Origin of the sequence: Granulicatella elegans ATCC 700633 (genome assembly GCF_000162475.2) — a bacterium.
Taxonomy (GTDB): domain Bacteria; phylum Bacillota; class Bacilli; order Lactobacillales; family Aerococcaceae; genus Granulicatella; species Granulicatella elegans.
Genome location: NZ_KI391971.1, coordinates 1,176,801 through 1,197,681, shown reverse-complemented (window position 1 = coordinate 1,197,681; position 20,881 = coordinate 1,176,801). Strand labels below are relative to the sequence as shown.

Annotated in this window: 25 protein-coding genes and 3 pseudogenes; 26 read left to right on the top strand and 2 right to left on the bottom strand. The window is 32.0% G+C overall.

Going from position 1 to position 20,881, the window contains the following annotated elements; all coding sequences use genetic code 11:
- The first annotated feature begins 58 nt into the window (after positions 1-58).
- The 12 genes and pseudogenes from HMPREF0446_RS05680 to HMPREF0446_RS05630 form a co-directional block, all read left to right on the top strand.
- On the top strand, positions 59-1,438 hold the full coding sequence (locus tag HMPREF0446_RS05680) for a deoxyguanosinetriphosphate triphosphohydrolase (protein ID WP_006702352.1): 1,380 nt from the start codon (positions 59-61) through the stop codon (positions 1,436-1,438).
- Positions 1,439-1,462: 24 nt separating this feature from the next.
- The gene (locus HMPREF0446_RS05675; protein WP_006702353.1) at positions 1,463-2,497 is read left to right on the top strand and encodes a M42 family metallopeptidase; all 1,035 of its coding nucleotides are present in this window, start codon (positions 1,463-1,465) and stop codon (positions 2,495-2,497) included.
- A 449-nt stretch (positions 2,498-2,946) separates the two neighbouring features.
- Positions 2,947-3,153, top strand: coding sequence for a helix-turn-helix domain-containing protein (locus HMPREF0446_RS05670; RefSeq protein WP_006702354.1), 207 nt, complete (start codon positions 2,947-2,949; stop codon positions 3,151-3,153).
- A gap of 180 nt (positions 3,154-3,333) precedes the next feature.
- Positions 3,334-3,870: a DNA-methyltransferase gene (locus HMPREF0446_RS05660; RefSeq protein WP_006702355.1), complete on the top strand. Its 537-nt coding sequence runs from the start codon at positions 3,334-3,336 to the stop codon at positions 3,868-3,870.
- Positions 3,851-4,284: pseudogene (locus HMPREF0446_RS05655) on the top strand (DNA cytosine methyltransferase). Before HMPREF0446_RS05660 ends, HMPREF0446_RS05655 begins: the two are co-directional and overlap by 20 nt.
- Before the next feature lie 247 nt (positions 4,285-4,531).
- Complete coding sequence (locus tag HMPREF0446_RS08355; RefSeq protein WP_082713872.1) at positions 4,532-4,678, top strand: DUF1413 domain-containing protein; 147 nt, start codon at positions 4,532-4,534, stop codon at positions 4,676-4,678.
- Positions 4,679-4,809: 131 nt separating this feature from the next.
- A complete protein-coding gene (locus tag HMPREF0446_RS05650) occupies positions 4,810-5,178 on the top strand; it encodes an ArsR/SmtB family transcription factor (protein ID WP_006702357.1) in 369 nt (122 codons plus the stop codon).
- 145 nt (positions 5,179-5,323) lie between these two features.
- A complete protein-coding gene (locus tag HMPREF0446_RS08735; protein ID WP_040507585.1) occupies positions 5,324-5,545 on the top strand; it encodes a cation transporter in 222 nt (73 codons plus the stop codon).
- 15 nt (positions 5,546-5,560) lie between these two features.
- Positions 5,561-7,405: a heavy metal translocating P-type ATPase gene (locus tag HMPREF0446_RS05640; RefSeq protein WP_006702358.1), complete on the top strand. Its 1,845-nt coding sequence runs from the start codon at positions 5,561-5,563 to the stop codon at positions 7,403-7,405.
- A gap of 675 nt (positions 7,406-8,080) precedes the next feature.
- Positions 8,081-8,509 (top strand): aminoglycoside 6'-N-acetyltransferase, encoded by a 429-nt coding sequence (gene aac(6') / locus HMPREF0446_RS05635; protein ID WP_006702359.1) that lies wholly within the window; start codon positions 8,081-8,083, stop codon positions 8,507-8,509.
- 120 nt (positions 8,510-8,629) lie between these two features.
- Positions 8,630-8,734 (top strand): annotated as a pseudogene (locus HMPREF0446_RS08730) (phosphotransferase family protein); the annotation flags it as partial.
- A 76-nt stretch (positions 8,735-8,810) separates the two neighbouring features.
- A pseudogene (locus tag HMPREF0446_RS05630) lies at positions 8,811-9,179 on the top strand (peptidase M42); the annotation flags it as partial.
- Between the two features lie 104 nt (positions 9,180-9,283).
- On the opposite strand, the gene HMPREF0446_RS05625 reads toward HMPREF0446_RS05630, so the two are convergent.
- Positions 9,284-10,129: a DegV family protein gene (locus tag HMPREF0446_RS05625; RefSeq protein WP_006702361.1), complete on the bottom strand. Its 846-nt coding sequence runs from the start codon at positions 10,127-10,129 to the stop codon at positions 9,284-9,286.
- A gap of 152 nt (positions 10,130-10,281) precedes the next feature.
- On the opposite strand from HMPREF0446_RS05625, the gene HMPREF0446_RS05620 reads away from it, so the two are divergent.
- From HMPREF0446_RS05620 to rpsO, 4 genes are all read left to right on the top strand, one after another.
- Complete coding sequence (locus tag HMPREF0446_RS05620; RefSeq protein ID WP_006702362.1) at positions 10,282-10,833, top strand: DJ-1 family glyoxalase III; 552 nt, start codon at positions 10,282-10,284, stop codon at positions 10,831-10,833.
- Positions 10,834-11,110: 277 nt separating this feature from the next.
- Positions 11,111-11,539 carry a Fur family transcriptional regulator gene (locus HMPREF0446_RS05615; protein ID WP_006702363.1) on the top strand — a complete coding sequence of 143 codons (429 nt, stop codon included), beginning with the start codon at positions 11,111-11,113 and terminating at the stop codon, positions 11,537-11,539.
- Between the two features lie 25 nt (positions 11,540-11,564).
- Positions 11,565-13,019 (top strand): polysaccharide deacetylase family protein, encoded by a 1,455-nt coding sequence (locus HMPREF0446_RS08155; RefSeq protein WP_020991392.1) that lies wholly within the window; start codon positions 11,565-11,567, stop codon positions 13,017-13,019.
- A 141-nt stretch (positions 13,020-13,160) separates the two neighbouring features.
- Positions 13,161-13,430 carry a 30S ribosomal protein S15 gene (gene rpsO, locus HMPREF0446_RS05605; protein WP_006702365.1) on the top strand — a complete coding sequence of 90 codons (270 nt, stop codon included), beginning with the start codon at positions 13,161-13,163 and terminating at the stop codon, positions 13,428-13,430.
- A gap of 97 nt (positions 13,431-13,527) precedes the next feature.
- Here the strand turns inward: rpsO and HMPREF0446_RS05600 are convergent, their stop codons facing one another.
- Positions 13,528-14,247: a Type 1 glutamine amidotransferase-like domain-containing protein gene (locus tag HMPREF0446_RS05600; protein WP_006702366.1), complete on the bottom strand. Its 720-nt coding sequence runs from the start codon at positions 14,245-14,247 to the stop codon at positions 13,528-13,530.
- Between the two features lie 117 nt (positions 14,248-14,364).
- Between HMPREF0446_RS05600 and HMPREF0446_RS05595 the strand changes: the two genes are divergently transcribed.
- From HMPREF0446_RS05595 to HMPREF0446_RS05550, 10 genes are all read left to right on the top strand, one after another.
- Complete coding sequence (locus HMPREF0446_RS05595; protein WP_006702367.1) at positions 14,365-14,943, top strand: GNAT family N-acetyltransferase; 579 nt, start codon at positions 14,365-14,367, stop codon at positions 14,941-14,943.
- Positions 14,944-15,029: 86 nt separating this feature from the next.
- On the top strand, positions 15,030-16,010 hold the full coding sequence (trhO, locus tag HMPREF0446_RS05590; RefSeq protein WP_006702368.1) for an oxygen-dependent tRNA uridine(34) hydroxylase TrhO: 981 nt from the start codon (positions 15,030-15,032) through the stop codon (positions 16,008-16,010).
- 123 nt (positions 16,011-16,133) lie between these two features.
- Positions 16,134-16,610, top strand: coding sequence for a VanZ family protein (locus tag HMPREF0446_RS05585; protein WP_020991391.1), 477 nt, complete (start codon positions 16,134-16,136; stop codon positions 16,608-16,610).
- Between the two features lie 87 nt (positions 16,611-16,697).
- On the top strand, positions 16,698-17,756 hold the full coding sequence (comGA, locus tag HMPREF0446_RS05580; protein ID WP_006702370.1) for a competence type IV pilus ATPase ComGA: 1,059 nt from the start codon (positions 16,698-16,700) through the stop codon (positions 17,754-17,756).
- Positions 17,710-18,774, top strand: a complete 1,065-nt coding sequence (gene comGB / locus HMPREF0446_RS05575) for a competence type IV pilus assembly protein ComGB (RefSeq protein WP_169816067.1) — start codon at positions 17,710-17,712, stop codon at positions 18,772-18,774. The genes comGA and comGB overlap by 47 nt, the downstream gene beginning before the upstream one ends.
- A gap of 1 nt (position 18,775) precedes the next feature.
- Positions 18,776-19,081, top strand: coding sequence for a competence type IV pilus major pilin ComGC (gene comGC / locus HMPREF0446_RS05570; protein WP_006702372.1), 306 nt, complete (start codon positions 18,776-18,778; stop codon positions 19,079-19,081).
- 22 nt (positions 19,082-19,103) lie between these two features.
- Complete coding sequence (gene comGD, locus HMPREF0446_RS05565; RefSeq protein WP_006702373.1) at positions 19,104-19,550, top strand: competence type IV pilus minor pilin ComGD; 447 nt, start codon at positions 19,104-19,106, stop codon at positions 19,548-19,550.
- Positions 19,528-19,956, top strand: a complete 429-nt coding sequence (locus HMPREF0446_RS05560) for a hypothetical protein (protein WP_006702374.1) — start codon at positions 19,528-19,530, stop codon at positions 19,954-19,956. The genes comGD and HMPREF0446_RS05560 overlap by 23 nt, the downstream gene beginning before the upstream one ends.
- Entirely contained in the window at positions 19,910-20,485 is a 576-nt protein-coding gene (locus tag HMPREF0446_RS05555) for a hypothetical protein (protein ID WP_006702375.1), read from the top strand. The genes HMPREF0446_RS05560 and HMPREF0446_RS05555 overlap by 47 nt, the downstream gene beginning before the upstream one ends.
- Positions 20,445-20,834 (top strand): hypothetical protein, encoded by a 390-nt coding sequence (locus HMPREF0446_RS05550; protein ID WP_006702376.1) that lies wholly within the window; start codon positions 20,445-20,447, stop codon positions 20,832-20,834. Before HMPREF0446_RS05555 ends, HMPREF0446_RS05550 begins: the two co-directional genes overlap by 41 nt.
- The last annotated feature ends 47 nt before the right edge of the window (positions 20,835-20,881 follow it).

Genomic DNA, 20,881 nt, shown 5'->3' with positions numbered 1-20,881 from the left:
CTTTCTAAGATGGAAATGTTTCGTAAATTGGTTTAAGATAGAGGAAAGGAGTGATGACATGGAATGGAAAACTTTATTGGCAACTACTCGTCTTTCAGACAAAGATTCAAACCATCGTAACGAGTTTGATGATGATTATAAAAGAATTGTAACAAGTCCTGCTTTTAGGCGATTACAAGATAAGACGCAAGTATTTCCATTAGAAAGATTAGACTTTATTCATACAAGGTTAACACATTCTTTAGAAGTAGCAATGATTGCAAGAACATTAGTGAGTGAAATTATACGATTATTGCAACAAGATTCATTGACCGAAACAGATTCCAGCAAACAAGAAATGATTGAGCATCAAAGTGATATTGCTCGAATTGTAGAATGTGCAAGTTTATTACATGATATTGGGAATCCTCCTTATGGACATTTTGGAGAAGATATTATTCGACAATGGTTTAAGAAAAATTTACCACGAATTTTAGCAGAACATTCAGATGTAGCAGATGAATTTTTAGCAAGCCCTTATGTACATGATTTTTATCATTTTGAAGGGAATGCACAATCATTACGAATTATATCGAAGTTACATGATTTTAAGGGAAACTTTGATGGGTTAGATTTAACTCCTGCGACCATTAATACGATTTTAAAATATACAAGAGCTTCTAATCAGCCAAAAACTGACAAAATCACTTCAAAAAAAGTAGGATTTTTCAGAGCTGAAGAAGATATTTTCCGTCAAATTACTTCGATTACTGGAACAGGAGAAAATCGCCATCCATTGACGTTTATTTTAGAAGCTGCAGATGATATTGCATATTTAATTGCAGATATGGAAGATGCCATTGGAAAAGGTGTTTTAAGATTTGCTGTTGCAAAAGAGTATTTACTTACGGTATTAAAAGAAGATAAAACTTCTCCACATTCTAAAAAAGTTGTGAAAATATTAGAAACGATTGATGAAGAAATTTTTAGTATCAATCAATTTTTTGTTGATTTAAGAACAATGTTAATCGATGCAGCGACAGAGTCTTTCGTTCTTCATTATGAGAAGATTATGAATGGAGAGTATCAGCAAGATTTATTATCGGACTCTAGCGCACATGAGTTATACACTCATTTAAGAAAAATTTCTGAAGATAAAATATATGATCATAAGAGTATTTTACGTTTGGAAATAGCAGGGTATTCAACTTTAACGTATTTATTAGAGAATTTTGTTCCACCATTAGTAGCCTATGATACAAACCGTCGATTAGATTATGTGGATTTGAAGAGAATCGGTATTATTTCAGAAAGTCAAAAACGTTCGTATCATTATTTTGCAGAAGGTAAATCTGAAGTGGAAAAATTATATTTACGCTTATTATTGGCAACTGATTTTATCTCAGGAATGACGGATAGTTATGCACATCAACTTTACCGAGATATGGTAGGAATTTAGAAGTTATTTGAAAGGAATTTATACATGAATCAAACATTAGAATATTTACAAGAATTATTAGCAGTCCCTTCTCCAACGGGATATACAGTAGGAGTACAAGAGTACTTAATGAAAACTCTAGAAAAATTATGTTACCCTTATAAAAGAACACCAAAAGGGAATATTATCGTAACGGTAGAAGGGAAGGACAATACGAGTAGTCGTGTAGTAACTGCCCATGTTGATACATTAGGAGCGATTGTTCGTGCTATTAAACCAAGTGGTCGTTTGAAGTTAGATAAAATTGGTGGATATCCATGGAATATGATTGAAGGAGAAAACTGTACCGTTCATATTGCTTCAACAGGTGAAAGTGTAACGGGAACCATTTTAATTCATCAAACAAGTTGTCATGTTTATAAAGATGCTGGTACAGCAGAACGTACGCAAGATAATATGGAAGTTCGTTTGGATCTAGAAGTAAATTTTGAACAAGAGACAAGAAGTTATGGAATTGAAGTGGGAGATTTTGTTTCCTTTGATCCGCGTACAACGATTACTCCAACTGGATTTGTAAAAAGTCGTTTCTTGGACGATAAAGTTAGTGCAGCTATTTTATTAAATTTATTAAAAACTTATCGTGATTGGCATGTTCAGTTACCAGTAACGACTCATTTTATGTTTAGTTGTATTGAAGAAACAGGAACAGGGGCGAATAGTAGTATTCCTGAAAATGCTGTGGAATTTTTAGCAGTCGATATGGGTGCAATGGGGGATGACCAACAAACAGATGAATATACGGTTTCTATTTGTGTGAAAGATGGTTCTGGTCCTTATAATTATACGCTACGTCAACATTTAGTAGACTTAGCAAAAGAAAAAGAGATTGACTATCGCTTAGATATTTATCCATTTTATGGAAGTGATGCTTCAGCTGCCATGCGTGCAGGAGCAGATGTCAAACATGCTTTACTAGGAGCAGGAATCGAATCAAGTCATTCCTATGAAAGAACTCATATTAAATCAATTCAAGCAACTGAAGCTTTAGTAGATGCTTATTTGAAAAGTGAATTAGTATAATCATGACCACCCGTCTAACGGGTGGTCATGATTTTTATAATTGGATTAATAGAATTATTAAACTATACAATAAAATCAATTTAAAGAAAAATAAATATTAGATAATCTTAGACGATAGAAATTAAAAACTCTATTGTCTATTTTTATACTCAAAAGTTGGAGGGTATGATGATGAGGAAAAAATTCTATATTAGGTCAAATAAAAAGCTTTAAGATAGATGACAAAACTAAGTCTAATAAGAAAGACCATAGCAAAGGTGCAGAGAGATAAATATCGGTAGTCTCCGGACGGCCTTTATTTTTTTGCTTTTTTAAAGTGATGTATCAATTGATTAAAAATAACCTATAGTTAATGTTATAATAAATTTGTATGTAATAACAAACATAAGTATTTTTTTAATGTATATATGTACGAGATTAGCTATCGAAAAAATAATCTTGGAGGTTATATGGAATTAAGTTATAAAAGGTTATTTAAAAAACTCATTGATTTAGATATGCAACATAATGAGCTTATGGAAAAAGCAAATGTAAGTAGGAGTACATTTTATAAATTAAAGAATGGTGAGAATGTAACTACCGATATTTTGCTCAGAATTTGTGATGCATTGGATTGCGACATATCAGAAATTATGGAGTGTATTAAAAATGATTGAAATAATAAATGGAGAATGAATAGAAGAATTGAGGAAGTTAGACTCATCTACGGTTGATTTAATTATTACAGATTCTCCATATAATATTGCGAATTTCATGAACGGGAGAGATACAAATCTATAAAAAATGCGTTCTAATTTTTTTGGTGCTGCTGGTTGGGATGATTTAGATTTTAATGATTGGAAAGACCATATGAGATTGTTTTTAAAGAATTAAGTAGGATACTTAAGAATGGTACTTCCATGATAGTTTTTATGTCAATATTAAGGGTTGAAACTCTTGTTGAAATAGTAAATGAATTTGGTTTTTATTATAAAACCACTGGAATTTGGCACAAAACAAATCCAATACCTAGAAATATGAATTTACATTTTATTAATTCAAATGAGTGCTGGATATATTTTACTTATAAAACAAAAACAGGAACATTCAATAATAAAGGTAAATTGGTTCTAGACTATATTGAAACATCTGTCACGACTGCTAGGGAAAAGAAATTAGGTAAACATCCAACACAAAAGCCAATTATATTATTCGAACATTTTATAAGATTGCTTTCAAATGAGGGCGATTTAGTAGTAGATCCATTTCTAGGAAGCGGTTCTTCTGCAATTGCAAGCTATAGATTAAATAGAAATTTTATCGGTGTTGAATTAGAAGAAAAATATGCTAAATTAGCGAATATGAGGGTAGAAGATGAAAAGACAAGTTATTGATTTGTTTTTTGGAGTTGGTGGACTATCTAAAGAATTTTTCGACTCAGGATTTGAAATTGTTTTAGCAAATGAAGTTGACTATTCTATAGCTAATTTTTATAAAAAAAATCATCCTAAAGTGAAAATGATTAATGAAGATATTTCAAAATTAGATATTGATGATGTTTTTAATGAGTATAAAAATATAGACGTAATTGTTTGGGGACCACCTTGTCAAGGATTTTCTCAAAAAGGGAAAAGAAAAATAATGGATGATCCACGTAATTATTTATTTAAATATTTTTTGAGGTAGTTAGTGTTGTTAGACCGAAGTATTTTGTACTAGAAAATGTAGCCAATATATTAACTGCAAATAACGGACATTTTAAAGACGAAATTTATAGCTTATGTTCCAGTAATGGTTACACGTTATGATGATACCCTAGTAAGGAAGATTATCCAGAATGTTAGTATTTATGATGACCACTTTGTAATATGCTTTAAATCTGGAATTGAAATGGAAGTATGATTTAATACTAATATAAACCGTCAATTAAGAGTTAGGTTCTCTTGATTGGCGGTTTTTGCATTGACTTTTACATGATTTATACATGTGATATTATCAAAAATGTTGTTTATAAGGTTATTGATAAGGAGTTGACCACATGAGTGATGTAATAAGCTGTTAGATGAAGCTATTAAAGAAACCGAAAACTTGTACGAAGGAGAAGTCTTTATTTTTAAGGAATTGTTTAAAGGATATGTATGGAACAGGATACCGAGAAAGGACTGTACTAATGTCTTAGTAGATGTTTTTGAGATATTTTAAATAATAAAAAACACTTGAATAAATGCTCATATAACTATTGACACAATAGAAAAATAATAATATAATAAATACACAACGTATGAATGCTTATTCAAGTAATCAGATGAAATGATTTAAAAAGAGGTGATAATATGACTAAAAAATTTAATTCAATTGAAAGATGTGACTACAATGTAATTCATGAGGATATTGTAAATCAAGTTAGAGATAAAATGCCTCAAGAAGAAAGCCTTTATGATCTAGCAGAATTGTTTAAAGTATTTGGAGATTCAACACGAATCAGGATATTATGGGCTTTACATGAAGCTGAAATGTGTGTTTGTGATATCGCTGTATTACTTAACATGACACAATCAGCAATTTCCCATCAGCTGAGAGTCTTAAAACAAGCTAATTTAGTGAAAAACAGAAAAGAAGGCAAAGTAGTATATTATTCATTAGTTGATGATCATGTAAGAGAAATATTTGACCAAGGTCTAATTCATATCAACGAGAAGTAGTAATGCGGTAGAATAGAATATTTTTTGAAGATATTTGGGCATATATTTAAGTCTTCATTTCAAATGAGCAATGCTTCAAGAAAATTTGAAAAAGACTTGTAGTATTCAAAATAAAATTACAAATAATATTTAGGAGGATTTAATAATGAAAAAGAAATTTATACTTGAAGGTTTAGATTGTGCAAATTGCGCGGCAAAAATGGAAAAGGCTATTAATGAGCTTGATGGAGTGAAAGAAGCTACTGTTAACTTTATGACCACAAAACTCGTTATTGATGGTGAGGATGAAAAAATGCCAACAATAATAGCAGAGGCCGAAAGAATAGTTAAAAAAATCGAACCCGATACAACTATGAAAAAGGCTTAAAGGAGGCTATTTAGTATGACAAAACGACTATGGCGAATAATTATTGGTGCAGCCGTGTTAGCTACAGCAGTATTGCTTAGTTTAAATAACGAATGGTTACAGATTGCTCTCTTTATAATAAGTTACATTATTGTAGGTGGAGATGTTGTAAAAAGAGCTGTAAAAAATATTTTTAAAGGTCAAGTTTTCGATGAAAATTTTTTAATGAGTATTGCAACAATTGGTGCATTTTTTATTGGTGAGTATCCTGAAGGTGTTGCAGTTATGCTGTTTTATCAAGTTGGAGAACTGTTTCAAAGCTATGCAGTTGGCAAGTCGAGAAAGTCAATTGCAAGCCTTATGGATATTCGACCAGATTATGCAAATGTTAAAAAAGGTGATGAACTTGTCAAAGTTGACCCAGATGAAGTACAAATTGGAGATATTATTGTAATTAAAGCAGGAGAAAAAATTCCTCTTGATGGCAAGGTAATTGAGGGAAGTTCAATGATTGATACATCGACACTAACAGGCGAATCTGTTCCTCGTGAAGTAGAAGTTGGAAGTGATATCCTAAGTGGGTGCATCAACATTAATGGGGTTATTACAGCAGAGGTTACCAAGGAATTTGGAGAATCTACTGTAAGTAAAATTCTTGATTTAGTTGAAAATGCAAGTAGTAAAAAATCCAATTCAGAACAATTTATTACGAAGTTTGCGAGATATTATACACCGGTTGTGGTTATAATTGCAGTTTTTCTAGCTATTATACCACCTCTTGTTATAGACGGGGCGACTTTTAGTGATTGGATATATAGAGCACTATCATTCCTTGTGGTATCCTGTCCGTGTGCTTTAGTTATTTCAATTCCTTTGAGTTTCTTCGGTGGAATAGGTGGAGCCTCAAAAAAAGGTGTTTTAGTCAAGGGTAGTAATTATTTAGAGGCATTAGCAGAAACTGAAATTGTTGTTTTTGATAAAACTGGAACACTAACGAAAGGTGTATTTAATGTACAGGAAATTCATCCAGAAGGAGTTTCCAAAGAAGAGCTACTAGAATTAACTGCACATGCAGAAAGCTATTCCAATCATCCGATTTCACTTTCACTGAAACGTGCATATAGCAAAGAAATAGACAATGGACGTATTTCAGATGTAGAAGAGATATCAGGTCATGGTGTTATTGCAACAGTAGATGGCAAAAAGGTTATGGCAGGAAATATCAAACTTATGAAAATGATGGATATCCCTTATTTCAAGGGAGAGCTGATCGGTACTATTGTACATGTTGCTGTTAATAACAAATATATAGGTTACATTGTAATTGCCGATGAGGTAAAGGAAGATTCAGCACAAGCAATCAAGGAACTTAAGGCAGCTAATATTAAACAAATAGTTATGTTGACAGGTGATAATAAAAGTATTGGTTCAAAAGTTGCTAAAGAGCTTGGTCTTGATAAGGTTTATGCAGAACTGTTGCCAGCAGACAAAGTTGAAAAATTAGAAGAATTATTTTCGCAAAAATCTAAAAAAGGTAAACTTGCCTTTGTTGGTGACGGAATCAATGATGCACCTGTATTAGCTCGTGCAGACATTGGAATAGCAATGGGTGGTTTAGGTTCTGATGCGGCCATTGAAGCTTCTGATGTTGTAATTATGACTGATGAGCCATCGAAAATTGCTACTACAATGAAGATTTCTAAAAAGACACTAAAAATTGCACATCAAAACATAGTATTTGCAATTGGAATAAAAATAATTGTTCTTATTTTGAGTGCTTTTGGAATAACTACTATGTGGGCAGCTATATTTGCAGATGTAGGTGTAACTATCATCGCAGTATTAAATGCTTTTAGAGCTTTGAATGTAAAGAATCTATAAACTATTTTTCCTATTCACCCCTTGAATGATACCGATAATTGACGATACAATCAAGGGGTATTTTTTTATTTAAAAACTATAAATGAAAATTGGTTGGGATTTACCTTGAATTAAATGGTTTTAAATATATGGAGGTTATGTAATTGAAAGTTATTGATGAATGTTGCTGTGAATGTATCACACAAAATTTAAATAGAACAAAGGAGAATTGAATCAAGTCATTCCTATGAAAGAACACATATAAAATCAATTTAGGCAACCGAAGCTTTAGTAGATGCTTATTTAAAAAGTGAATTAGTATAATAAAAACGACTCTTATGTACGATAACCTTATGCCATTGATAAAAAGCTTATAGACCTGTTTCTACTTACAGACAAGACTACTTGGCATACGTAGTGTTCACTTGTTTCATGTTGAGGTGGTATCACTGCTTGTACGAGCTGAGGCATTAGCGAAGTAGAAGTAGATGCTCCGCCAATGGGATAGGACTCGTAGAATAAGGAGAAATACCGACGAGATGATACGGTAAGTTCGAACCGCTGAGTGTGTGGCTCTGCTCTTCCAATCTGAGAAAGTCGAAAAGTAGAAGGGGATGGTATTGGTATCAATCAATGAGCAACAAAGTAACAGCATGATTCGAAACATTTGCTTGTAATTTGAGGAGGAACATCAATATGGATGGAATAACAAATGATTATATAAAAACGGCTAAACTAATGAAACAATTATGGCCCCGATTGTCTGATAAAGAAGCTATTGATGAAGTAAAAAAATATACGAATGGCAAAAATACTGCAATCTTTACTGAAGTTGAAGGTGACACAATTGTAGGTCTAGCACTATGTTCACTCAGATTTGATTATGTTGAAGGTTGTAAATATAGTCCTGTTGGATTCTTAGAAGGGATTATTGTCGACGAGGAATATCGTTTAAAGAATATTGCTAAAAATCTCTGTACAAAATGTGAGGAATGGGCGAAAAATAAAGGATGTAAGGAGTTTGCAAGTGACTGTACTTTAACGAATACGGATTCTATAATATTTCATCTCAATATTGGATTTCAGGAGGCAAATAGAATTATTCATTTTAAGAAGAATTTATAATTTCAGAACGTGGTAAAAATTTATGTATCTTTAGGAAGTGTGAAAGAATGGACGGACTATGAATTACTTTTCATTAGTTAAGAATATAATAATGTTGTAAAGTTAATCGAGGAGTGATTGATAAAGATTATTAGTAAAGTAGCCATAAATAAAAGCTGGTCAGATGATAAAAAATATTGTGTGACAGATCAAAATCAGCAAAAATATTTCTTGTGTATTTCTGAACTATAAAATATTTTAATTCTAAAGTTTAATTTTAAACAACAATTCTATTACTTTCGTTCTATAATATAGAAGTTTGCTAACACCACATTTTATGTTTAGTTGTATTGAAGAAACGGGAACAGGGGCGAATAGTAGCATTCCTGAAAATGCTGTGGAATTTTTAGCAGTCGATATGGGTGCAATGGGAGATGACCAACAAACAGATGAATATACGGTTTCTATTTGTGTGAAAGATGGTTCTGGTCCTTATAATTATACGCTACGTCAACATTTAGTAGACTTAGCAAAAGAAAAAGAAATTGACTATCGTTTAGATATTTATCCATTTTATGGAAGTGATGCTTCAGCTGCCATGCGTGCAGGAGCAGATGTCAAACATGCTTTACTAGGAGCAGGAATCGAATCAAGTCATTCCTATGAAAGAACACATATAAAATCAATTTAGGCAACCGAAGCTTTAGTAGATGCTTATTTAAAAAGTGAATTAGTATAATAAAAACGACTCTTATCGTTCGATAGGAGTCGTTTATTTTTTATGATAGAGTTTTATTAATGAGTTTCATATCCCATTAAAATACCACCTTGTTCAGCATAGTAGCTACATAATCCACTAGTAGGATAAGCTTGAACATCAGCATTAGGGAATTCAGAGTGAATTGCTGTCGTAATCATGGCACAAATTTCTGGATTATCGCAATGACTAATCGCCACACGTCCACCTTGGTAATGATTTTTCTTCATTTCATCCCAGATGGCAGTAACAGCACGCTTTTGTCCACGTGATTTATGGAGTAATTCTAATGTTCCTTCTGTACTAGCCTGTCCAACCATGCGAATATTTAATAATCCAACAACACGTCCAACCAATTTGCTAAGACGACCGTTTTTCACTAAATTATCTACACTTGCTAGAGCAAATAATAGTTTAGTTTTTGAATGATAATTACGAGCTTTTTCAACAACTACTTCAAAAGAAGGGTCTTCTTTGATGAAGGTTGCAATGGCTTGTGTGAGTAATACCATTTCTCCGCTGGCTGATAAGCTGTCGATAATTTCAATGTTTGCTTCAGGATGTTCTTCTAAGTACATTTTTTTTGCTAATTGTGCACTATTATGGCTTCCAGATAAAGTACCAGTAATCGTTACGACAATAATATTGTCAGCACCTTCAAATGATTGTAAATAGCTCTCAGGGCTTGGACAAGATGAAGAAGTTTTTCCTTCATAGGCATACATTTTTACCATCATTTGATCAATTTCTAATGCTTCATTATCAATAAATTCTTCCTCACCTACATGAATCGTTAAAGGAACATTAATGTAAGTACAATGCTCAGGTAGAGATTCTAAGTGTTTGATATCACAACCAGAATCTGTAATAATTTTCCAAGTCATTTGTTTCCTCCTAGGGATTATATTTTCAATTAATGAGTTCAATATACTGAGAAAAAAGGGAATTGTCAATGGATAACTGAAACGCTACCACTGTTGAAAATAAGAATAAAAATCGGTAAAATAGAAAGGAAGAAGAACAAGGAGGAGTTCCAATGAAAAGAGCAGCCATTGTATTGACAACAGGATTTGAAGAAATTGAGGCAATAGCGCCAATGGATATTTTACGTCGTGCAGGAGTAGAAGTCGATATAGTTGGAGTAGATGCTAAAGTAGCGACTGGTTCACATAATTTAACGATTTCAACAGATAAAGAATTAGTAGAGGTTATGAATGAGTTATATGATATTGTAATTTTACCAGGTGGAATGCCAGGGGCAAAATTATTAAAAAATCACCAAGCGGTACAAGATTTTGTCAAACGTCATTATGATGTTGGCAAATTGGTCGCAGCTAATTGTGCTGCACCGATTGCCATTGAAAATTCTGGAGCGTTAAAAAATTGTCATTACACTTGTTATCCTGGATTTGAAAAACAAATTGTTGATGGTACTTATACAGGTGATTTTGTACATCAAGATGGTCGAGTGATTACGGGTTCAGGTCCCGCAGCAGCTTTTGAGTTTTCTTATACAATTGTGGGGGCTTTAGGGATTGATGCAGCACCCCTAAGAGAAGCGATGGGATATAATCGTTTGCTACAATAAGGTGTTCATAAAGCTTAATAAAATTTCAAAGTAATAGTTATTAAAATTGAAGTGGACAAAGGAATCTAAATAAAACTTAAGATTTCTGTCCATTTTTCTTTTGAAATTGTAATTTGCTTGTTTAATCAGTTGTTAGTATAATAAAGTGGATTATGATAATTAGAAATGTAACATTGATTTAACGCTAGTATTAATGTTACAAATATGTTACAATATTACAGAACGATGTTATTATAGAAGAATTTATCCGAATATTTAAAGTTAGAGAAGGGGTTCTATGCACGAAAAAGAACTGAAAAAATTAAAGGAAAAGTTAAGAGAAGACGGCGTAAGAATGACAACTCAAAGAATAGCCATTTTAGATTATTTAGCTGAGTCGCATCATCCTACTGCTGAGGATATTTACACAGCTATTGTTGCGAAAGATCCCAATATTAGTATGGCAACCGTTTATAATAATTTGAATAAATTAACGGATGAGGGATATTTACTAGAATTAACATATGGGGATGATGCTAGTAGATATGATTTTAATATAGGGAAGCACTATCATGTAGTCTGTCAAGAATGTGGTTGTGTAGAGGATTTATTTTATCCTTTATTGGAAGATGTAGAATCAGTTGCTGAAGAATTAACAGGGTATAAAGTTCTAGGGCATCGTATGGAAGTTTTTGGAGTTTGTCCAAATTGTCAACAAAAATCATAAAATGTAAAGATTAGGAAGAGGAAATATGAAGAGAGACTGGAAAGGTATAAAACGATTAGAACTACCTCAATTAGTTGCAATTGCTATTTTGATTTTATTTTTAGTATTAGTTGAGTGGTTCGTAGTCAGCAGCTTAGCAAAAAATCATTTGATTAGAAGAAATGAAGCTGTTATGAGAAAAGCTGAAGCAACTGATGCACAGCAGTATAATGAAGCTGTAGAAGTTCAATCTCAAACTATTGGGAATACAGTATTTACGGTGTCATATCCTACTGTTGACCAAAAAATCGTTGAACCTATTCAAAAGGAATTAGATGTTTTATTAGAAAAAGCACAAGAACAATATAAAGATGAATCAAAACGTACTTGGGTATATTTAAAGGTGTATCAATCACATGTTTTAAATGGAATCAAAGATGTTTATTATTATCAATCTGTTTACCAAGAAACTAAAAAAGGATTGGAACAGGTAGCTTATGATGAATTAGGGCATCAATTAGAAGGTAAAGAAAAATCTGGGACAGCTGTTATCAGTGAATTATTTATTAATGATTTAGAAGTTACGAATCATTTTGTTAAAAAAGCTATGAACGTAGCAAAAGAACAATCTTTATCTGAAGAACAGACTAACCAATTATTAAAAGAATTTGCTTATGAAAATTGGAAAAACCTAGATGCATCTATTATTCAAAATGGATTTAGATTCAACTTGAAAGAACCTATTCAAACGAGTAACGGAGAAAACTTGACTCAAATTTCATTTTCGTTTCAAGAACTATTTCCAATTTTAAAAAGTGATCGTATTCCTGAGTCACAACAAGAAGCTTATGAAAATTGGAAAAATCAATTAGAGGAACGTTTAAATGAAAAACGTGTGGCAATTAGTTTTGATGATGGTCCAAGTAGTGAGTTGACTCCGAAAGTTTTAGATATTTTAAAACGATATGGAGTTCATGCAACATTCTATATTATGGGAAAACATGTTCCGGGTAATGAAGATATTATTAAACAAATTGTGGAACAAGGCCATCAAGTAGGAAATCATTCATATAGCCATCCATTATTAACAACATTAACTCCTGAAGGTGTTCATAAACAAGTGGCAGATACTCAAAAATTAATTGGAGATGCTACTGGCGGAATTCGTCCAACAACTTTAAGACCTCCATATGGTGGATTTGACCGTATGGTTGCAGAACAAGCAGGAATTGCTATTTTAAATTGGTCTGTAGATACTTTAGATTGGAAGAGTAGAAATGTAAATAGTATTCTTCAAGAAGTAAGAGAAGGAACTTATAATGGTTCAATTATTTTAATGCACGATATTCATCCAGAAACAGTTGAAGCTTTACCTCGATTATTAGACTTCTTACAACAGGAAGGATATGCGATTGGTTCAATTGACGAATTAATGGGTGGACAAGCAATGTTACCAAATCATGTATACTTCGATAGAAAATCACATAAAGAAGTTCAATAATAAAACTATCAAATTACTTGATTTTTTGATAGAGTTACGTTAATCTATTAGTGTGTTTTAACACAGACCTTGTACCGAGTTTTACGATTCACCAACGTTTTACTCAGTAGAAGGAATAATATAAGAAAGAGGTGTTTAGAAATGGCTATTTCTAAAGAACAAAAGAACGCAATCATCAAAGAGTACGCGATTAAAGAAGGAGATACTGGTTCACCAGAAGTACAAATTGCTGTACTTACTTACGAAATCAATCACTTAAACGATCATATTCGTGTACACAAAAAAGACTACCACTCAAACCGTGGTTTATTGAAAAAAGTTGGTCACCGTCGTAACTTATTAGCATACTTACGTAACAAAGATATCCAACGTTACCGTGAGTTAATCAACCGTTTAGGTTTACGTCGTTAATCATACGATTCAACAAGTCTCACTCCATCGTTTTTCGATGGGGTGTTTTTTTATGAAAAAAAGACGACCGAAGTCGTCTTAAAATGCTGTTGATTGTTTAAAGTGAAATAATTTGATCATTCGTATTGATTTTTTTGAAAATTTTATCTTTTAAGAGATAAGCTTCTCCGTATAGTTCTTCCATTCCATCATGTCCATAAATATAAGTACCATCTGGGAAAATGTAAAATTCTTGATTCATGCTATCTTCTGTAGCAATTTCTTTAATGACATGTTTTCCATCTAAATATTCATGTTTTAAAAAATTATAATGAGGAATCACTTGCTTCGTTGTCAGTCGTAAGCCTATTAGAAATCTTTGGTAATCTGGATTTATACTTTCACCTTCTAATTCTGGATGAGCGTAAACCGTTTCTGCTGCATTCATTGTTCCAGCGCTAATGCCAATAACGACCCCTTTAAAGGTTTGAATTTTTTCAGCTAATTGAATTTCTTGGAAAAATTGATTTTGTGTAGGGACATGACCACCGGATAAAATAACTAAGTCGACTTCATTTAAATATTCTTGAACATTTACTGTTTGACGGTGATCAAAAATAATAAATGGATCAAAATGAAGTCCAACTTCTTCAAATCCTAATTTTGTATAAGAAGAAAAGTCATCTGTTAATTCATATGCATCTGGGTCAGATGAAATATATAAGGTTTTAATCGTTGTTTTTCCAAGTGCATTTTTTAAGTTTTCAATGAAACCATTAGCGGAGTTTACTTTATAAGATTCAGGAATACTTGCACTACTTGTTAAAAAATATTTCATAAGATTCATCCTTTCAAGTTCTATAAGCATAGCCTAAGAGAGAAAAAATTTTTTGTCAAGAATGAAGCTGTGGTATACTACATAAAAATGGAAATGGTAATATGAAAGGGATTTTGAATGACAATTAGAGTAGCAACAATAGAAGATGCAGCAGCATTAGTAGAAATTTATCGATATTATGTAGAAGAAACAGCGATTACTTTTGAATATGATGTTCCAAGTATCGAAGAATTCGAAAGAAGAATTCAAACGACTCTTGAAAAATATCCATATTATGTAATTGAGGAAGAAGGAGAAGTGCTAGGATATGCCTATTCAGGTCCTTTTGCGAGTCGAAAAGCTTTTTCTTGGTCAGCAGAAATTAGTATTTATTTAAAACAAAATCAACAAAGAAAAGGCTATGGGAAAAAATTATATCAACTAATGGAAGCTAAATTACAAGAATTAGGGTATCAAAATATTTATGCTTGTATTGCGACACCTGAAGTGGAAGATGAATATTTAACAAATAATAGTGTTCAATATCATGAATATATGGGCTACAGCTTAGTAGGAGAATTTAAACGTTGTGGTTATAAATTTGATCGTTGGTATCATATTGTTTGGATGGAAAAATGGATTGGAAAACATGAAAGTCCAATAGAAGAACCAAAAAGTTTTTCAGAGCATAAAAAAGTTTGTGAAAATTCTATCTAAATGTTTATCTCAAGCAGTTTCTTTGATATTGGTTTGTGCAGATGATATAATGAGTACTCATTAAGAAATTACTTTGGAGGTAGTTTATGTCAAAAAAAATTCGAGTACTATTGTACTATAAATATGTACCAATTGAGAATGGAGCACAATTTGCTGCAGATCATTTGGAATTTTGTAAATCAATCGGACTAAAAGGACGTATTTTAGTCGCTGATGAAGGAATTAATGGAACTGTTTCAGGAGATTATGAAACAACTCAAAAATATATGGACTATGTTCATTCTTTACCAGGAATGGAAGACTTATGGTTCAAAATTGATGAAGAAGATGAACAAGCTTTCAAAAAAATGTTTGTTCGTTATAAAAAAGAAATCGTTCATTTAGGATTAGAAGATAATGATTTCGATAATGACATTAATCCTTTAGAAACAACTGGAGCTTATTTATCTCCTAAAGAATTTAAAGAAGCTTTATTAGATGAAAATACAGTTGTTTTAGATACACGAAATGATTATGAATTTGATTTAGGTCATTTCCGTGGAGCGATTCGTCCAGACATTCGTAACTTCCGTGAATTACCACAATGGGTTCGTGATAATAAAGAAAAATTCATGGACAAACGAGTAGTTGTATATTGTACAGGTGGAGTTCGTTGTGAGAAATTCTCAGGATGGATGGTTCGTGAAGGGTATAAAGATGTAGGTCAATTACACGGTGGTATTGCGACTTATGGTAAAGACCCAGAAGTACAAGGCGAATTATGGGATGGAAAAATGTATGTTTTCGATGAACGTATTGCAGTAGATATCAACCATGTAAATCCAGTTGTAATCGGAAAAGATTGGTTCGATGGAACTCCATGTGAGCGTTATGTAAACTGTGCAAATCCTGAATGTAACCGTCAAATTTTAACTTCAGAAGAAAATGAAGCAAAATATATCGGGGGATGCAGTCATGAATGCCGTGTTCACCCAAGAAACCGTTATGTTGCTGCTAAAGGATTAACTCCTGCAGAAGTAATGGAACGCTTAGCAGCGATTGGAGAAGAATTACCAGTTCAAGCTTAATTGTAAAGTAAAACTCTTATTGTAACGGATGTTATAGTAAGAGTTTTTGTTTTTCTAAAATCGCTTGACAATTTATATATGGTAGCTAATAATGAATTTATTCTAGTAAATAGGAGGGATTCTATGACAAGAACCACTAGAGGAACAGTATCGATTATTATTGCAATTGTATTAATGGGGATTATATTTTATAGTTCTTCAATGCCTTATCATGATCAATCGCTTGTTTCAAACATACAGACAACTTTACCATTTCAACCTTTTTCAGAAATGCTATCAAAAATTCATTTTACGTATGCAGGAAAAGTAATTAGTATTCCAAGTTTAGGATATGCTCAATTTCTTGAATTTTTTATTCGTAAGGGAGCTCATTTCTTAGTTTATTATTTCATTGGATATCACTGGTCTAGAGGACTAAAAATTCATTTGAAAAATCGTGGTTGGAGTTTAATGATTGCGATTTTTATTACTGTTTTATATGCAATTACAGATGAATTTCACCAAGGCTTAACTCCGGGAAGAACTCCATTAATACAAGATGTTGTTTTAGATAGTTTCGGAGGGATTTTTGGAGCATTATTAGGATTTTTAAAAAAATAACAAAAAAAGTCGAGAAAAAAATATTTTCTCGACTTTTTTGCGTATATATAAGGTGACTAGTCAATTTTTAATAAAGGAGGGAGAAAAATGGAGGAGCTAACGAATGAAATTTTATTGGCAGCACTGCAATTTCGCATTGATGACATTCATTTACTGCCTTTTGGTGAGGAGTATCGTTTTTATTTACGAGATGGAGAGCAATTATCCTTACTAAAGACTATTGATTCGGATACCGCTAATCGGTGGATTACTTTTGTAAAGTATCGGTCTGGAATGGATGTAGGGGAAAAGCGTAGACCACAAAGTGGTGCAATGAAATATGAATTAACGAATGGAACAAGCATTGAATTACGTTTATCAGTGATTACAAACTTTAAAATGCAAACGTCCGTTGTGATTCGTTTATTACATTTATCGATGGATGAGAAAAAATCTGGAGAAGTATCCACCTATTTTTCAAAAGATATTGAGCTTCTTCAAACAATGTTGCATTACAAGAGTGGGCTAATATTATTTTCAGGACCTGTCAGCTCCGGAAAAACGACAACAATGTATCACCTGTTAAGAAATCGTGTTAGTGATACAAATTTACAAGTTATCACAATGGAAGAGCCAGTTGAAATGAGTGAACCTTTATTTTTACAAACAGAAATTAATGAAAAAGCAGGAATTACGTATGAATTACTAATCAAAAGTTCACTAAGACATCATCCTGATATGATGCTAATCGGAGAAATTCGTGATGAAATGACTGCAAAAATGGTTATTCGCGGGGCCTTAACAGGACATTTAATGTTAGCGACAGTTCATGCAAAAGATTGTAAAGGAGTTATTTCAAGATTAGAGGAGTTAGGCATTACAAAAGATTTATTAAGGCAAACATTAGTTGCAGTAGTGGCACAACGTTTAGTACCAAGATATTGTTCTCTTTGTCAGAGTCGTTGTTGCTTTCATTGTAATCATATTCCTCTTTCAAAGAAAAAGGCTACTTTATTTGATATTGCATACGGAATTTCATTGCAGCATTTAATTCAAGAAGAAGAATTTTTGAATCCACTGTTACATCCTTTTAATAGAAAGTTGAGGAAAGCTTATGCGCTTGGATATATTTCAAAAGAAAGTTTCGAAGCCTACAAAATCTATTAAGAAATGGTCTAACAAAACACAGGCTTTGTTTTTAACCCAAGTAGGAGAATTATTAGAAGAGGGCTTCACTTTACAGGAAACATTGGCATTTGCTAAATTACTCATTCCAAAACAAGAACATGTGATTAGTAAAATGATGGAACAATTATTGATGGGTGAGAGATTTGATGAAGTTTTACATCTTGTAGGCTATTCTGATTCGATTTGTTCGCAAATATATTTATCCATGTCGACAGGTGCTTTTGCACTATCTTGTCGAACGATTGGACAATATTTAGATCAAAAGGATCAACAATTAAAAAAATTACGCCAAGTATTAATGTATCCATGTATTTTAATTGTGTTTTTAGTTTGTATGGTTGCTGCAATTCGTTATTTACTTTTAGGGCAGCTACAATCGATGGTTCAAGTAGAGAGTATTAAAGACCATATGATGCTTTATTTGATATGGAATGGTTTTGTTCATTTACCTTGGATTGTTTTAGGAGTCAGTCTGTTTATAGGGATTGTAGCAGGTATAGTATATGTATATTGGAAAAATAAAACAATTTTGAGACGTCTACGCTTATTAATTCACCTACCCATTGTAGGAAGCATAGTTCGTCAATATTACACATTTTTATATGCTAGAGAATTTGCCTATTTTTTAGGAAATGGACAGTCATTACTGCAAATGATTGAACAGATGAAACAAGCAGGTACAAGTCCATTAACAAAGGCTATTGCTGAATTTATTGAAAGTGAAATGCAAAAAGGAATTTCATTTGCAGCGGCGATTGATCAATTGAAGTTATTTCAACAACCACTTATTTTACTAATTGTACAAGGAGAACTAACTCATCAATTAGACATTAAATTACGCCAATTTTCCAAAAATTCATTTGAAGATTTTAAAGGAACACTGGAAAAGAAAATAATGCTTGTTCAGCCAGTTTTATTTATTGGAATTGGGCTAATGATTATGTCAATGTACATTATTTTAATGTTACCAACGTTAACAATGATTGGAGGAAATTAAAATGAAAAAATTAATCAAAAAGAAAAAAGCTTTTACATTAATTGAATTACTCATTTGTCTATTTATTATTGGGCTGATGATGTTACTCATTATTCCTAATATTGCTAAACAAAGAGAAGAGGCACAAAAGAAATCGGACGCCGCGATTGTGAAAGTCATTGAAAATCAACAGGAATTGTATCAATTAGATAAAAATGTAAAAGAAAAACCAAATGCTCAAACATTAAAGGATAATGGATATATTACTCAAGAACAATTAGATTCCTATAATAAGACAACAAATAAAGCTGCAACTAATTCTCGATAATTAATGAGTTGGAGGAATAATAATGAAAGCTCATGCATTTACTTTAGTAGAATTACTCGTTTCTCTCAGTATTCTACTTATCTTATTATGGTTAGTTCCTCCAGCTATAGAGGATTTTGGAGAAACATATCAAGAAAGAGTATTTATAAAGCAGTTCGAGAATGATTTGAAATTGGTACAGGCGAGTGCACAGGCTACTGGGAAATATTCTTATTTAGAAATAAATACTCCTGATAAAAATTTCTATCAGTTATCTTGTCCAGGAAATGAACATTTAAATGTAGTTAGAGAGATACCAAAAAATATTTCTACTTCAGGGATTCCTATTGTTGAATATAAAGGGGAAACAGGGAATATTACCACCTTTAAAGAGTTCTCAAAAATTACTTTTAATAGTAAAAAGTATTCCTATAAGTTTACATTTCAATTAGGAGGAGGTAGATACTATGTTAAAGTTTCAAAAAATTAAAGCATATGCATTTGTAGAAGCTTTACTAGCCTTAATGATTGCGACTTTAACCGTATTATTACTTTCGTTTGTATTAGGCGATTCCGTAAAAAGAGAACAGCAGCATAAATGCATCTTAAATGAATACTCGAAACAATTGATGAAGTTACATGAAAGTAGACCTCCAGTAAGCTATATAGAAGAAAATACTATATCAAAGAGTTCTACCTCAAACTCAGAAAATAATACTTCATCAAAAAAAGACTCTCCAAAAAATTCCGAGTATAAAAATAAAGAAGTCACACATTTGAAAAAAATCAATTCAAAAACTCCAGTAACTTCTGTGCACATTTCTTGTAATCAGGAGGAGGTGGTTCGAATTGAAAGAATGGATTCAACGGAAAAAGTCAGCATTTCTACTCATTGAGCAATTAATGGCTTTAGCGATTTTTGCAGTTAGTATTCTATTAATTAGTGGAGTTTATCAAGTATTATTAAAAGTGCAAAATAAATTGGAAGTCCCTAATTATATAGAATGGCATTTGATGACAACACAAATAGATACTCACTTACAAGGTTATGCAAAAAATAATAACCCTGAGTTGATTGAATTTGTAAATCAACGAACTGTCAAAGAAGGGAATTATGAAGTTAGAGCAAAACCAGATGATGAAAATGTAAAAACAATTTTATGGATTAGTAAAGATAAAGGCTACCATCCATTATTAATTGGATATGAAAAAATGTTTCTTCATAGTGAAAAAGCTGGAGTGCGTCTGAAAGGAATCTTACGAAATAACGAAAAATTTGAAACATATTTTATTCCAGGGAATCGTGTTATTTCACTTGAAAAAGAAGTCATTCAAAAAGAGGAATCCACTTCGAGTAAAGAAGGTCATAAAAAGGAGGACTCTCATGATAAAAAATCTAATAAAACATCAAAAGATAAAAGCTAGTTTAGTAGTTCCTTTCTTAGCTTTACTATTTATTACAAGTTTAGTAACGGTTGCTTTCTATCAAATTAGAGTCGCAAATGCGAATCAGTATCGATTACTCCGTGATACGTATCAACTGAAAATAATGTTAGAATTAACAACTCAAAATTTAGATAGTCATTTAGAAGTAAAAGATAATGAAATGATTTTTCCTACGAAAATAGACTTTTCGACTGGAATTGTAGAAATTAAATGGGATGAAAAAAGTAAAGTTTTTGATTTAAGTGCTCATTTAAAAAATGGTTCCACTCGTTCTGAAAAAGTTTATCTTGTATTTAATGAGAAGAAAGTTAACGAAAAAACACAGTGAATGAGTTTGTTTCATATGCAATCTATGGTATACTTTTCATGATAATA

Bases quoted from the DNA above. Each gene is read 5' to 3' on its own strand.
- HMPREF0446_RS05680 (WP_006702352.1), top strand. From the start codon at position 59: ATGGAATGGAAAACTTTATTGGCAACTACTCGTCTTTCAGACAAAGAT.
- HMPREF0446_RS05675 (WP_006702353.1), top strand. From the start codon at position 1,463: ATGAATCAAACATTAGAATATTTACAAGAATTATTAGCAGTCCCTTCT.
- HMPREF0446_RS05670 (WP_006702354.1), top strand. From the start codon at position 2,947: ATGGAATTAAGTTATAAAAGGTTATTTAAAAAACTCATTGATTTAGAT.
- HMPREF0446_RS05650 (WP_006702357.1), top strand. From the start codon at position 4,810: ATGACTAAAAAATTTAATTCAATTGAAAGATGTGACTACAATGTAATT.
- HMPREF0446_RS08735 (WP_040507585.1), top strand. From the start codon at position 5,324: ATGAAAAAGAAATTTATACTTGAAGGTTTAGATTGTGCAAATTGCGCG.
- HMPREF0446_RS05640 (WP_006702358.1), top strand. From the start codon at position 5,561: ATGACAAAACGACTATGGCGAATAATTATTGGTGCAGCCGTGTTAGCT.
- HMPREF0446_RS05625 (WP_006702361.1), bottom strand. From the start codon at position 10,129: ATGACTTGGAAAATTATTACAGATTCTGGTTGTGATATCAAACACTTA.
- HMPREF0446_RS05620 (WP_006702362.1), top strand. From the start codon at position 10,282: ATGAAAAGAGCAGCCATTGTATTGACAACAGGATTTGAAGAAATTGAG.
- HMPREF0446_RS05615 (WP_006702363.1), top strand. From the start codon at position 11,111: ATGCACGAAAAAGAACTGAAAAAATTAAAGGAAAAGTTAAGAGAAGAC.
- HMPREF0446_RS08155 (WP_020991392.1), top strand. From the start codon at position 11,565: ATGAAGAGAGACTGGAAAGGTATAAAACGATTAGAACTACCTCAATTA.
- rpsO (WP_006702365.1), top strand. From the start codon at position 13,161: ATGGCTATTTCTAAAGAACAAAAGAACGCAATCATCAAAGAGTACGCG.
- HMPREF0446_RS05600 (WP_006702366.1), bottom strand. From the start codon at position 14,247: ATGAAATATTTTTTAACAAGTAGTGCAAGTATTCCTGAATCTTATAAA.
- HMPREF0446_RS05595 (WP_006702367.1), top strand. From the start codon at position 14,365: ATGACAATTAGAGTAGCAACAATAGAAGATGCAGCAGCATTAGTAGAA.
- trhO (WP_006702368.1), top strand. From the start codon at position 15,030: ATGTCAAAAAAAATTCGAGTACTATTGTACTATAAATATGTACCAATT.
- HMPREF0446_RS05585 (WP_020991391.1), top strand. From the start codon at position 16,134: ATGACAAGAACCACTAGAGGAACAGTATCGATTATTATTGCAATTGTA.
- comGA (WP_006702370.1), top strand. From the start codon at position 16,698: ATGGAGGAGCTAACGAATGAAATTTTATTGGCAGCACTGCAATTTCGC.
- comGC (WP_006702372.1), top strand. From the start codon at position 18,776: ATGAAAAAATTAATCAAAAAGAAAAAAGCTTTTACATTAATTGAATTA.
- comGD (WP_006702373.1), top strand. From the start codon at position 19,104: ATGAAAGCTCATGCATTTACTTTAGTAGAATTACTCGTTTCTCTCAGT.
- HMPREF0446_RS05560 (WP_006702374.1), top strand. From the start codon at position 19,528: ATGTTAAAGTTTCAAAAAATTAAAGCATATGCATTTGTAGAAGCTTTA.
- HMPREF0446_RS05550 (WP_006702376.1), top strand. From the start codon at position 20,445: ATGATAAAAAATCTAATAAAACATCAAAAGATAAAAGCTAGTTTAGTA.